Origin of the sequence: Pseudomonas sp. PDM31 (assembly GCF_019218965.1) — a bacterium.
In the GTDB taxonomy this organism is placed as follows: Bacteria; Pseudomonadota; Gammaproteobacteria; order Pseudomonadales; family Pseudomonadaceae; genus Aquipseudomonas.
The window spans coordinates 145,353-158,410 of the sequence record NZ_JAHUWS010000006.1; the positions used below are offsets into that span (position 1 = coordinate 145,353).

Consider the following 13,058-nt stretch of genomic DNA (forward strand, 5'->3'; position numbering starts at 1 on the left):
TGCGAGGCCTTTATTTTGGCTTCAATCGGATCAACTTTGCGGCCTCAATCCTTGAGCAAGCCCGAACATGAAGAGCAATAAATCATGATCGGGTTGAGTGGCCACGGATGCCTTCGCAACCCGTGGTACCGGACAATGCTCTTCTGCGCTCATCGAGCTGAGGACCTGGGTGCGGGGTTGCTCCCAGGCCGCCATCGCGAGAGACGCAACTGCCAAGGCTCCAACTAAAAACAAACCTCGTGCAATTTCGAGTTTCATTGTTATAAACCCTTGATAGCGCTGCCAAACGCCGCCTGATAAAAGTAGACGAGCTTCTTCCAGTCTGCAGCGTTGAACGACGAATGGCGACGCAACTGCTTCATGTCATGTGCAGCGGCGCGCCGTGCAGTCAGACGCAGCCGGCACTTCTCCAGATCGATCAGGGCAACCTCGACGTTGGCCGAGTCACCTTCACCGGTGACGCGAACAAACACGTGCTTGATGTAAAGGCAACTGTGTTGCCAGCGGGCCTTGTGCATACGCGTCAGGTTTTCGGCCAAATCCTTCAACACCCGATCATGCACGACCTCACCATGACGCTCGCGGCCTCCCCCAGCGTACCAGTGTTCAATTTCCTCAAAGCCGTCAAGGGACTTGGTCACCAGCAAGGCGCGCCATTTGTGCACTGGATCGCGCTGTGCGCCGCTGAACACGATTTGCGGAACGCGAACACCCAGCGCGGTCATGACAGTCAGTGCATCACGCTCGCGCAACACAGTGGGCCGACCGAACGGGTGCAGCAAGCTGCGATAGATATGCCCGGTCTGACGCTTCACATAAAGCAGTTGACCGTCGCTGCCCAAGACACGCTGAACGCCACTTTCACCACCGCGGCGAACGTTGGGTTCTTCTACCCACTCACCGCGCTGGTTCCAAAAATAATCGAAGCGTTCCTGGGGAGCGACTTCCTTTTCTGCTGCACACTGCACTGCCATCCCGTTACCTCTTGCGTAATACGTAAACTCGCCACATGGCATAGAGCGGTAAAAAGTCCAGTCGTTCCTGAATACGGAAACCCGCCTGCCGAAATTCTTTCTCTACGGTAGAAACCGGGAGCACGAATCGGTTCTGATAACCCTCCTGTCCACGGGTTTTCTCCGCGCGTTTGCGCTTCCAGGCTTTGAAATTGCCATTTACCCACAACGAAAGAATCACGCTGTCGCGGCTGACACGTTCGAACTCGCGCAATATCTTCATTCGATGCCCCGCTTCACCGATGTGGTGGAGCAAACGCATGCAAAAAATGCTGTCGACGGCGTTATCAGGCAAGGCAATGTCAAATGCGCAAGTGTGCAAGGGTTGCACCCGCTTCACCACTTCCGGCGGCTGGGCCTGAGTTGCAGTCTTCACCATTGATTCGGAATTGTCCGCACCGATGATTGCACGGTTGGCTTTTTCTGCCAGCAATGGCCAGAAACGCCCTGCACCGCAAGGCAAATCCAGGACCAGACCCGGTTCGCCTGCCAGTGACAGGGCCTTGCGCGCCAACTGCTCATCACGCCAGTGGGACAATCGACGCCCAAACCCATCCTGATGTTTGCGCAGGTAACGTTGCGCATGTTGATCGTCGTACTTTTCGGAAAATTCTAATTTAATCGGGCCGTCCGTCATCACAGTCTCCTGCCATCTGATCACGCCACCGTAAGTAGCCACGCGTCAGTTTCAGGTCATGCCCTTGTGAAAAAAGTGTTGATGGAGACCCTGAATCATTACGGAGTTTTACATAGCAAACTCAATTACTCACAGAAAAGTTTAGGTGGATTGAGTCAGGTCAACCTGGAACCGACAGCCGTTGGGCTCCATATTGGCCAGGCTGACATTCCAGCCCTGGTTTTCACAGATCCGCTGCACCAATGACAAGCCCAGCCCCAGGCCCTCCCCGCGTTTTTCATTGCCCCGCACGAAAGGTTCGAACATTGCCTCACGTTTTTCCTCGGGAATGCCCACTCCACTGTCTTCGACCACAAAGCCCGTGTCCGTCAGGGCCAGGCGAATGAACCCGCTTTCGGTGTAGTGCAGCGCGTTGCGCAGCAAATTACCCATTACCGCATGCAGCAGCGTTGCGTTGTAACGGATACTCTGCGGTGCCCCTGGCTCAAAGATCATTTTCAACCCTTTGGTTTCGATCGGCTGGCGCCAAAGGCTGACCAGACCATCGGCCACCTCGCTCAAGGTCTGTTGCGGCGACATACTGGCATCTTCATGTTGAGCTCGAGCCAGCATCAGGAAGGTCTGCACCAATTCACGCATCTCTGCACAGGCCCGGGCAATACGCTCGACCTGAGCGCGGCCACGCTGGTCAAGGCCAGGATTTTCCAGCAGCAGTTCGCAGGAACTGGCCAATATCATCAAGGGTGTGCGCAATTCGTGACTGACGTCACTGGTGAACAATCGCTCGCGGTTCAATGCCTGGCGCAAGCGCCCGAGGGTGGCGTCGAAGGCAACGGCCAGTTCGCCCACTTCATCGGCGGCGTAATCGGGTGCCAACGGCGGTGCCAGCCCCAGCAATTGATCGCGATGGCGTACCTGACGAGCCAGACGCACTACCGGCGCCATGACTTTACGCGCCAGAACCCAGCCAAGAAATACCGCCAGCACCAGGCTCAGCACGAAACCCACCAGAACCACGGCGAACAGAATCCGCTCACGCTCTTCGAAATCGCTCTGATCCTGCAACAGCACGTAATGCCGGCCGTCGACGATTTCGACCATGGCGTGATAGGACAGATGCTCTCGAAACACTTCGTGAAAACCGGGATTCAGGTGGCGCAGATCCCTGGGCAGCTCAAAGTCACCCGGCCCGCCACTGAAATAAAATATTTGGTCCGGCTCCGGGCGATGGCTCCAGTCCGACACATTGTCCATCAGCAACAGACGCCGCAGATCGCCGCCCAGTCCAGCCGAAATCAGTTTTTCTTCCACCAGGTGCACGGTGAAGACAATCCCCACGGCGAAAGCACCCGCTACCAGTGCGCTCATCAGCGCAAAGGCGATGATGATCCGTTGAGCAAGGCTCTGCTTAAACTCCATCACGGCCCTCGGCCAGGCGATAACCCACGCCATGCACGGTTTGCAGCAACGGTTTGGTGAACGGCTTGTCGATCACCTGGCGCAATTGGTGGACGTGACTGCGCAAACTGTCGCTGTCCGGACAATCATCGCCCCACAGTGCTTCTTCGAGAATTTCGCGGCGCAGCACATGGGGGCTTTTTTGCATGAGTACGGCCAGCAACTTGAGGCCGACCGGGTTGAGTTTCAGCAAGCGACCTTCGCGGGTGACTTCCAGGGTATCGAGGTCATAGCTCAGGTCGGCGACCTGCAAGGTGCGGCGGCCGCCACCCTGGGTCCGGCGCATGACCGCCTCGATACGCGCCGCCAGTTCAGACAGGGCGAACGGTTTGATCAGGTAATCGTCGGCTCCGGATTTGAAGCCTTGCAGGCGGTCGTCCAGCTGATCGCGAGCCGTGAGCATGATCACTGGCGTGTCGCTGCGGGCGTCTTCGCGCAGGCGCTTGCACAAGGTGTAGCCGTCGATACCGGGCAGCATGATGTCGAGCACGATCAAGTCGTAATGCTCGGTGGCCGCCAGGTGCAGGCCCGACAAACCGTCCTGCGCGCAATCTACGGTATAGCCTTTGAGCCCCAGATAATCGGCCAGATTGGCCAGGATATCGCGGTTGTCTTCAACCAATAGAATTCGCATCGGCATCTCTCCGTACACAGTAACAGCCTTCATGGCTCGCGCAGCTTAAGGCCAAGTGTGGCTCACGGCTAGGACTGCGTCGGGCTATTAATCCCACCAATGAGCCAGTGCCGGCCTTGACGACTTTTTCACTATCGATTCACAGGTTGCCGACAGGGCCGGGGTGACACTCCGTGCGGCTGCGCATTCTCCGAACACTTCGCCTCAAGGAACTGCCATGGTTTCGATCCTTACCCGCCCTGCCTCTCGCCCGCTCAATGTATGGGTGTGCCTGGGGATTCCCGCCATTACCGCGATCATTCTGGTCTTGCTCGAACTGACTTCGCTGGACATGGACCTGGCCAGGCTGTTCTACGATCCGGTCGCGGGTGAGTTCATCGGTCGGCACAGTTACTTTCTGGAAGATATCCTGCATGACCGGGCCAAGCAGGTGGTCATCGCGTTCTCGGTGTTTGCCATTATCGGTTTCATCGGCTCGTTGTTCCTGATCAGGCTCAAGCCCTTCAAACGGGAACTGGGTTGCCTGGTGCTGTCGCTGGGCCTGGCGACCGCCTTTGTCACGCCCATGAAAGCGGTGACGGCAGTGCAATGCCCGTGGAGTCTCGAGCAGTTCGGTGGTCACGAAACCTACAGCGAGTTGTTGAGCCCGCGGCCGCAAACGGACAAGCCGGGCCGCTGCTGGCCTGGCGGGCATGCGGCAACCGGTTTCACGCTGTTTGCCTTGTTCTTTGTGCTGCGTGATCGCCGTCCGCGCATGGCCCGCGCGGCGTTTGTCTTCGCCTTCACTCTGGGTTCGATATTCTCCATCGGCCGGATGATGCAGGGGGCGCACTTCTTTTCGCACAACATTTGGACGGCGGTGTTTTGCTGGCTGATTTGTCTGGGCTCGTATTACTGGATTCTGTATCGCCCGGCGGTGAACGTTGAACTTGCAGGCAACACCGAGCCGGTCGGTGCCTGACCTGACGCATTCGCGGGCAAGCCCGCTCCCACGGGGTTAGCGCTGACCCTTGTGGGAGCGGGCTTGCCCGCAATGGACGTAACACGATCTGCAGCCGAACCAACACCCAATAAAAAACCCCGCCTGCTTTCGCAGGCGGGGTTTTTAGTACAGGGGTAAGGCTGGCTTACATCATGCCGCCCATGCCGCCCATACCGCCCATGTCTGGCATACCGCCGCCAGCACCGCTGTCTTTCTTCGGTGCGTCAGCAATTGCAGCTTCGGTAGTCAGGATCAGGCTACCGATCGAGGCTGCAGCTTGCAGGGCCGAACGGGTTACCTTGGTTGGGTCCAGGATGCCCATTTCGATCATGTCGCCGTATTCGCCAGTAGCAGCGTTGTAGCCGAAGCTGCCAGCGCCGTTCTTGACCTTGTCGACAACCACGCTTGGCTCGTCACCGGAGTTGGCAACGATCTGGCGCAGCGGCGCTTCAATAGCGCGACGCAGAACAGCGATACCCACGTCCTGATCGGCGTTGTCGCCTTTCAGGTCGGACAGTGCTTGCAGAGCACGGATCAGGGCAACGCCACCGCCAGGTACCACGCCTTCTTCAACGGCTGCACGGGTAGCGTGCAGGGCGTCTTCAACGCGGGCTTTCTTTTCTTTCATTTCTACTTCGGAACCAGCGCCAACCTTGATCACTGCAACGCCGCCGGACAGCTTTGCCAGACGCTCTTGCAGTTTTTCACGGTCGTAGTCCGAGGAAGTTTCGGCAACCTGAGCACGGATCTGAGCGATACGCGCCTGGATGTCGCCTTCAACGCCAGCACCGTCAACGATGATGGTGTTTTCCTTGGACAGGGTAACGCGCTTGGCGTTGCCCAGGTGTTCCAGGGTGGTGCTTTCCAGGCTCAGGCCGATCTCTTCGGAGATTACGGTACCGCCGGTCAGAACAGCGATGTCCTGCAGCATGGCCTTGCGACGGTCGCCGAAGCCTGGAGCCTTGACGGCTGCGACTTTAACGATGCCACGCATGTTGTTCACAACCAGAGTCGCCAGGGCTTCGCCTTCAACGTCTTCGGCCACGATCAGCAGTGGACGGCCGGCTTTGGCAACGGCTTCCAGCACTGGCAGCATTTCGCGGATGTTCGAGATCTTCTTGTCGACCAGCAGGATCAGCGGGCCGTCCAGCTCAGCGACCATGGTCTCTGGCTTGTTGACGAAGTACGGGGACAGGTAGCCACGGTCGAACTGCATGCCTTCAACAACCGACAGTTCGTTTTCCAGGCCCGAGCCTTCTTCAACGGTGATCACGCCTTCTTTACCGACTTTTTCCATGGCTTCGGCAATGATGTCGCCGATGGAGTTGTCGGAGTTGGCGGAGATGGTGCCTACCTGAGCGATGGCCTTGGTGTCAGCACATGGCTTGGACAGGGCTTTCAGCTCTTTGACGATAGCGATGGTCGCTTTGTCGATACCGCGCTTCAGGTCCATCGGGTTCATGCCGGCAGCGACGGCTTTGAGGCCTTCGTTGACGATCGATTGAGCCAGAACGGTAGCGGTGGTGGTGCCGTCGCCTGCGTCATCGTTGGCACGGGAGGCAACGTCTTTGACCAGCTGCGCGCCCATGTTTTCGAAACGGTCTTCCAGTTCGATTTCTTTGGCTACGGAAACGCCGTCTTTGGTGATGGTCGGAGCGCCGAAGCTCTTCTCGATGATCACGTTACGGCCTTTCGGGCCCAGGGTCGCTTTTACTGCGTCAGCCAGGACGTTGACACCGGTGAGCATTTTCTTGCGGGCGGAATCGCCGAATTTAACTTCTTTAGCAGCCATGATCGATATTCCTTAAATACTTTGTAGTAACGGGAAAATGAGCGGGGAATCAGCCTTCGACAACGGCGAGAATTTCGTTCTCGCTCATTACCAGCAGGTCTTCGCCGTCGACTTTCACAGTGTTGCTGCCGGAGTAAGGACCGAACACAACCTTGTCGCCCACTTTCACGGACAGTGCACGCACTTCACCGTTATCCAGTACGCGGCCGGTGCCTACAGCGAGGATTTCGCCGCTGTTGGCTTTTTCAGCAGCCGAACCTGGCAGGACGATACCGCCAGCGGTTTTCTTTTCTTCTTCGCTGCGACGGATGACGACGCGGTCATGCAGAGGACGAAGCTTCATTGTCGATCTCTCCTAATTGTGGTTTTCATCGGCCGGTGTATTCCCGGCGGGTTTAACAAAGTCCGGCGTTGCCGGGTGCGGTTCGTCAAGCGAACCGCGGAAGTCTGTCTGGCGTGATCACCAGAAACCTTGCGGTGACCGTTACATAAGGGCGCATAAGCTTATTACAAGGGCGTGGATCGAAAATTTTTCATGTCGATGCCGCGCAAATGAACACGGCACCCGAAGGTGCCGTGTGCCGTGATGTCTTACTTGGGGTCGCGGTGTTCGAACTCGCCTTCGATCACGTCCGGTTCACGTCCCAGCGGCTCACGGGGCGCGGGACCACCGCGTGGTTGCAGGTCGTCGGCGAAAGCGCGCTGACGCATGGCCTGATCCTCGGCGCGCTGGCGCATTTTATTGGCCAGCAGACGGCGACTGAACGGCAGCAGCATGATCAGGCCGATCACATCGCTGATGAAACCCGGCAGGATCAACAGGCCACCGGCCAACGCCAGCATCAGGCCTTCGAGCATGGTCTGGGCGGGCAGCTCGCCACGGTTCAGGCTTTCCCGAGCGCGCAGCGCCGTGGCCAGCCCGGCGATACGCAGCACGAACACACCAAACATCGAGCCGAGAATGACCAACAGCAAGGCCGGGAAAAACCCGATAGCCCCTGCCACCTTGACGAATACGAACAGCTCCAACACCGGGAACAGCAGAAAGAGCAACAAAAAAGGGCGCATCAAATGGTTCCTCAACGCAAGAATGCCTTGCCAGTTCAACGTAGATGACGTCGCCATTGCGTGAAATCAAGCGTCAGCCGCTTCATTTTTTGGCCAATGTTGAGCGTGAGCCAGAGAAACCAAGGCTTCCCGGACTTGTGTCGGCGTGTTGCAAGGGGCCTGGAACGGCAACCAGTGTACGCCCTGACCGATGCGCAGGTGCATGCCTTCGGCATCGATACCGACCATCTGCGCCGGGGAGGTTTTCGGCAGCCCTGCCAGATCGACGTAATGGGCGATTGCCTTGGCGTGGTCGGCGTTCATGTGTTCGACCATGCTCACCTCGGCCTTGCCGGCAAACGGATTGGCCAGCGTCAGGTCGTTGACCCAGTGAATCGCCCCGAACCCGCCGATATAACGATGGCGCACCGGCTCGAGCACCCAGAAATCGAAATCATGGGCCTGATGATAGTTCTGTGAATCAGGGAAGTAGCGGTAATAGCGCTCTGCGGCGGCTTCGATCGCAGCTTCGTCCTCGATTTGTTTCGCCTCGGCCAGATAGGTCAGGCGGCCGACAGCCTGTGCGTCTTCGGCGCCACGTTCACCGACAAACAGCGAGCATTTCGGATCTTTTTGCAGATTATGCGTGTGCTGAGCGATACGGCTGATCAGAATCAACGGCCGGCCCTGCGGGTCCAGGCAGTATGGAACGACCGAGCCAAATGGAAATCCGGGCATCGACTTGGAATGCGTGGAGAGCACCCCGCGGTATTCCTTGAGAAGCAACTCTCGTGCATGCTTAGCCGTTTCGACGCTCAATTTATGACTCCTTAACAAGAATCCGTCAGAAAAACGGATCAGCAGCTGGTCAACGTACCAGCACACCATTGGGGGCAGGTTCTCATGTGCCAAGGTAGGCGTGATGGAGAAGATGCCTATTAAAAACACCCAGACCTACCGGGGCATTGCGAATGCAACTCACTGACAAAGTAATCATTATCACTGGCGGTTGCCAGGGTTTAGGCCGCTCCATGGCCGAGTATTTCGCGGGTAAAGGGGCGAAACTCGCGCTGGTCGACCTGAACCAGGAAAAACTCGACGACGCTGTGGCAGCCTGCAAGGCCAAGGGTGTCGAAGCGCGCGCCTACCTGTGCAACGTCGCCAACGAAGAGCAAGTGACCCACATGGTCGCTCAGGTCGCTGAAGATTTCGGTGCGATCCATGGCTTGATCAACAACGCCGGGATCTTGCGCGACGGCCTGCTGCTCAAGGTCAAGGATGGCGAAATGACCAAGATGAGCCTGGCCCAGTGGCAAGCGGTCATCGACGTCAACCTGACCGGCGTGTTCCTGTGCACCCGTGAAGTGGCGGCAAAAATGATCGAGCTGGAAAACCGCGGCGCAATCATCAATATCTCGTCGATTTCCCGCGCGGGCAACGTCGGTCAGACCAACTACTCCGCCGCCAAGGCGGGTGTGGCTGCCGCGACCGTGACCTGGGCCAAGGAGCTGGCGCGCTACGGCATTCGCGTGGCCGGCATTGCACCGGGCTTCATCGAAACCGAAATGACCTTGGGCATGAAGCCCGACGCACTGGAAAAGATGACCGCCGGGATTCCGCTCAAGCGCATGGGCAAACCTGAAGAGATCGCCCATTCGGCGGCGTATATTTTCGAGAACGACTACTACACCGGTCGGATCCTGGAAATGGATGGCGGGTTGCGTATCTAACGCCCGACACGAAGCAACTGTGGGAGCGGGCTTGCTCGCGAAAGCGGTAGATCAGTCAACTTATCTGTTGAATGACACACTGCTTTCGCGAGCAAGCCCGCTCCCACATTAAGACAGCGTCTATCTGCCAGGTATCAATCGTCGCTGATGCTGATGTTCGGCATCGCCGGCGTCGCAGCTTCCTGCAGCACGATCCGCGCACCGACGTGGCGGGCCAGTTCCTGGTAGACCAGCGCAATCGGGCTGTCCGGCTCGGCGATCACCGTCGGCTTGCCGCCATCGGCCTGCTCGCGGATAGCCATCGCCAGCGGCAACGAGGCCAGCAGCTCGACGCCATATTGATTGGCCAGTTTCACCCCGCCGCCCTCACCGAACAGATGCTCGGCATGTCCACAGTTCGAGCAGATGTGCACGGCCATGTTTTCCACCACGCCCAACACCGGGATGTTGACCTTGCGGAACATCTCCACGCCCTTGCGCGCGTCCAGCAGAGCCAGATCCTGTGGTGTGGTCACGATGACTGCGCCGGCCACCGGGACTTTTTGCGCCAGGGTCAGCTGAATGTCGCCGGTGCCTGGTGGCATGTCGATCACCAGGTAATCCAGGTCACCCCATGCGGTTTGCGTCACCAGTTGCAACAAGGCGCCCGAGACCATCGGTCCGCGCCAGACCATCGGCGTATTGTCGTCGGTCAGGAAGGCCATGGACATGACTTCCACACCATGGGACTGGATCGGAACGAACCATTTCTGGTCCTTGATCTGCGGCCGGGTGCCTTCGGCGATGCCAAACATGATGCCCTGGCTCGGACCGTAGATGTCCGCGTCAAGAATCCCGACCTTGGCGCCTTCCCGGGCCAGGGCCAGGGCCAGGTTGGCGGCGGTGGTGGATTTGCCCACACCACCCTTGCCGGACGCCACGGCCACGACGTTCTTGACGTTGGCCAGGCCCGGGATCTGGGCCTGGGCCTTGTGCGCGGCGATCACACTGGTGATGTCGACGCGGGCAGCGCTGACACCATCCAGACCTTCAATGGCCATTTGCAACATCTGCGCCCAGCCGCTCTTGAACAGACCGGCGGCGTAACCCAGTTCCAGCTGCACGCTGACGCGCTCGCCCTGGATCTCGATATTGCGCACGCAACCGGCGCTGACCGGATCCTGGTTCAGATAGGGGTCGGTGTATTGGCGAAGGACGGCTTCCACCGCTGCGCGATTGACGGCGCTCATGGGCAACTCCGATAACAAGACTGGAAAATCAGACGGGTATCCTAACCGTTCTGCCCTCCTGTCGGCATGTCCGAAGATCAATTGTCGCGAACGCATTCCTGTGGCGGGGGGGGTTCCCTGTGGGGAGGGGGCTTGCCTGTGGGGAGCGGGTTTGCCTGTGGGGAGCGGGTTTGCCTGTGGCGAGGGGGCTTGCCCCCGATGGGTGGCGAAGCCGCCCCGGCTTTTCTTGACAGAAACTCTTTGCTTGCGGAAATGCGACTGCTGCGCAGTCGAGCGGGGGCAAGCCCCCTCGCCACAGGCAAACCCGCTCCCCACAGGCAAGCCCCCTCGCCACAGGTAAACCACTCGCCACTCAAAGCCTGTTTGCAACACAACTCCCTGGGCCGCAGGGGTGAAAAATATGCGCCGGCGCTTTATAGTGGCCGACCTCCGTTTCATCAAGTAGCCGAGCCCCATGTCCGAGCCACGCAAGATCCTCGTCACCAGCGCCCTGCCCTATGCCAATGGTTCGATCCATCTTGGCCACATGCTGGAATACATCCAGACCGATATGTGGGTGCGCTACCAGAAGCACCGCGGCAATCAATGCATTTATGTCTGCGCCGACGACGCCCACGGTTCGGCGATCATGCTGCGCGCGGAAAAGGAAGGCATCACCCCGGAACAACTGATCGCCAACGTCCAGGCTGAACACAGCGCCGATTTTGCCGAGTTCCTGGTGGATTTCGACAACTTCCACTCCACTCACGCCGAAGAAAACCGTGAGCTGTCGAGCCAGATCTACCTGAAGCTGCGCGACGCCGGGCACATTGCCCAGCGCTCGATCACGCAGTACTTCGACCCGGAAAAGAAAATGTTCCTGGCCGACCGCTTCATCAAGGGCACCTGCCCGAAATGCGGCACCGAAGACCAGTACGGCGACAACTGCGAAAAATGCGGCGCGACCTACGCACCCACCGACCTGAAGGATCCGAAGTCGGCGATCTCCGGCGCCACCCCGGTGCTCAAGGATTCCCAGCACTTCTTCTTCAAGCTGCCGGACTTCCAGGCAATGCTGCAAACCTGGACCCGCAGCGGCACCCTGCAGGACGCCGTGGCGAACAAGATCGCCGAATGGCTGGATGCCGGCCTGCAACAGTGGGACATCTCCCGCGATGCGCCGTATTTCGGTTTTGAAATTCCCGACGAACCGGGCAAGTACTTCTACGTGTGGCTGGACGCGCCGATCGGCTACATGGCCAGCTTCAAGAACCTCTGCGACCGTACGCCGGAGCTGGACTTCGATGCGTTCTGGGGCAAGGATTCCACCGCCGAGCTGTATCATTTCATCGGCAAGGACATCGTCAACTTCCACGCCCTGTTCTGGCCAGCCATGCTTGAAGGCGCCGGCTACCGCAAGCCGACCGGCATCAACGTGCACGGCTACCTGACCGTCAACGGTCAGAAAATGTCCAAGTCCCGCGGTACTTTCATCAAGGCCCGGACCTACCTGGATCATCTGTCGCCGGAATACCTGCGCTACTACTACGCGGCGAAGCTGAGCCGTGGCGTCGATGACCTGGACCTGAACCTCGAAGACTTCGTGCAGAAGGTCAACTCCGACCTGGTCGGCAAAGTCGTCAACATCGCCAGCCGTTGTGCCGGTTTCATCCACAAGGGCAATGCCGGCCTGATGGTCGACACCAACGCCGCGCCGGAACTGACCGAAGCCTTCCTGGCCGCTGCGCCAGGCATCGCCGACGCCTATGAAGCCCGCGACTTCGCCCGCGCCATGCGCGAAATCATGGGCCTGGCCGACCGTGCCAACGCCTGGATCGCCGACAAGGCACCCTGGTCGCTGAATAAACAGGAAGGCAAGCAGGATGAAGTCCAGGCCATCTGCGCCACGGGCGTCAACCTCTTCCGCCAGTTGGTGATTTTCCTCAAGCCGGTCCTGCCGTTGCTGGCTGCCGACGCCGAAGCGTTCCTGAATGTCGCGCCGCTGACCTGGAACGACCACGCGATCTGGCTCGCCAACCATCAATTGAACGAGTTCAAGCCGCTGATGACCCGAATCGATCCGGTCAAGGTACAAGCCATGAGCGACGCTTCGAAGGAAGACCTGACCGCCAGCCAGACCGACACCGGCGGCGCCGCACCTGCCGGCAATGGCGAACTGGCCAAGGACCCGCTGTCGCCGGAAATCGAGTTCGACGCCTTCGCCGCAGTCGACCTGCGTGTCGCCCTGATCGTCAAGGCTGAGCACGTGGAAGGTGCCGACAAGCTGCTGCGCCTGACCCTGGACATCGGTGACGAGCAACGCAACGTGTTCTCCGGCATCAAGAGCGCCTACCCGGACCCGTCCAAACTCGATGGTCGCCTGACCATGATGATTGCCAACCTCAAGCCGCGCAAAATGAAGTTCGGCATTTCCGAAGGCATGGTGATGGCGGCGGGCCCCGGCGGCGAAGAAATCTACCTGCTCAGCCCTGACAGCGGTGCCAAGCCAGGTCAGCGGATCAAGTAAAACCCGTGGTAAATCGATCCCACAGTCGCG

The 13,058-nt window shown here is 58.9% G+C and carries 13 protein-coding genes; 3 read left to right on the plus strand and 10 right to left on the minus strand.

Annotated elements, in window-relative coordinates; all coding sequences use genetic code 11:
* Positions 1 to 30: 30 nt before the first annotated feature.
* From KW839_RS13795 to colR, 5 genes are all read right to left on the minus strand, one after another.
* Positions 31 to 258 (minus strand): hypothetical protein, encoded by a 228-nt coding sequence (locus KW839_RS13795; protein WP_060539582.1) that lies wholly within the window; start codon positions 256 to 258, stop codon positions 31 to 33.
* Positions 259 to 260: 2 nt separating this feature from the next.
* A complete protein-coding gene (locus KW839_RS13800) occupies positions 261 to 974 on the minus strand; it encodes a lipopolysaccharide kinase InaA family protein (protein WP_218424643.1) in 714 nt (237 codons plus the stop codon).
* 4 nt (positions 975 to 978) lie between these two features.
* Positions 979 to 1,650: a class I SAM-dependent methyltransferase gene (locus KW839_RS13805; RefSeq protein ID WP_218424644.1), complete on the minus strand. Its 672-nt coding sequence runs from the start codon at positions 1,648 to 1,650 to the stop codon at positions 979 to 981.
* A 141-nt stretch (positions 1,651 to 1,791) separates the two neighbouring features.
* Complete coding sequence (locus KW839_RS13810; RefSeq protein ID WP_218424645.1) at positions 1,792 to 3,069, minus strand: HAMP domain-containing sensor histidine kinase; 1,278 nt, start codon at positions 3,067 to 3,069, stop codon at positions 1,792 to 1,794.
* Positions 3,059 to 3,742 (minus strand): two-component system response regulator ColR, encoded by a 684-nt coding sequence (gene colR, locus KW839_RS13815; RefSeq protein WP_060539578.1) that lies wholly within the window; start codon positions 3,740 to 3,742, stop codon positions 3,059 to 3,061. The genes KW839_RS13810 and colR overlap by 11 nt, the downstream gene beginning before the upstream one ends.
* 217 nt (positions 3,743 to 3,959) lie before the next feature.
* On the opposite strand from colR, the gene KW839_RS13820 reads away from it, so the two are divergent.
* On the plus strand, positions 3,960 to 4,703 hold the full coding sequence (locus KW839_RS13820; RefSeq protein WP_218424646.1) for a phosphatase PAP2 family protein: 744 nt from the start codon (positions 3,960 to 3,962) through the stop codon (positions 4,701 to 4,703).
* A gap of 166 nt (positions 4,704 to 4,869) precedes the next feature.
* Here the strand turns inward: KW839_RS13820 and groL are convergent, their stop codons facing one another.
* From groL to KW839_RS13840, 4 genes are all read right to left on the minus strand, one after another.
* Positions 4,870 to 6,516: a chaperonin GroEL gene (gene groL, locus KW839_RS13825; protein WP_060539576.1), complete on the minus strand. Its 1,647-nt coding sequence runs from the start codon at positions 6,514 to 6,516 to the stop codon at positions 4,870 to 4,872.
* A gap of 49 nt (positions 6,517 to 6,565) precedes the next feature.
* Positions 6,566 to 6,859 (minus strand): co-chaperone GroES, encoded by a 294-nt coding sequence (locus tag KW839_RS13830; RefSeq protein ID WP_034149036.1) that lies wholly within the window; start codon positions 6,857 to 6,859, stop codon positions 6,566 to 6,568.
* Positions 6,860 to 7,107: 248 nt separating this feature from the next.
* Complete coding sequence (locus tag KW839_RS13835) at positions 7,108 to 7,584, minus strand: FxsA family protein (protein WP_218424647.1); 477 nt, start codon at positions 7,582 to 7,584, stop codon at positions 7,108 to 7,110.
* A gap of 66 nt (positions 7,585 to 7,650) precedes the next feature.
* The gene (locus KW839_RS13840; RefSeq protein WP_218424648.1) at positions 7,651 to 8,382 is read right to left on the minus strand and encodes a HugZ family protein; all 732 of its coding nucleotides are present in this window, start codon (positions 8,380 to 8,382) and stop codon (positions 7,651 to 7,653) included.
* A 152-nt stretch (positions 8,383 to 8,534) separates the two neighbouring features.
* On the opposite strand from KW839_RS13840, the gene KW839_RS13845 reads away from it, so the two are divergent.
* Positions 8,535 to 9,293 carry an SDR family oxidoreductase gene (locus tag KW839_RS13845; protein ID WP_060539573.1) on the plus strand — a complete coding sequence of 253 codons (759 nt, stop codon included), beginning with the start codon at positions 8,535 to 8,537 and terminating at the stop codon, positions 9,291 to 9,293.
* Between the two features lie 134 nt (positions 9,294 to 9,427).
* Here KW839_RS13845 and apbC read toward each other — a convergent pair whose 3' ends face one another.
* Entirely contained in the window at positions 9,428 to 10,522 is a 1,095-nt protein-coding gene (gene apbC, locus KW839_RS13850; protein ID WP_060539572.1) for an iron-sulfur cluster carrier protein ApbC, read from the minus strand.
* 454 nt (positions 10,523 to 10,976) lie between these two features.
* Between apbC and metG the strand changes: the two genes are divergently transcribed.
* On the plus strand, positions 10,977 to 13,028 hold the full coding sequence (gene metG, locus KW839_RS13855; protein WP_218424649.1) for a methionine--tRNA ligase: 2,052 nt from the start codon (positions 10,977 to 10,979) through the stop codon (positions 13,026 to 13,028).
* Positions 13,029 to 13,058: the final 30 nt, after the last annotated feature.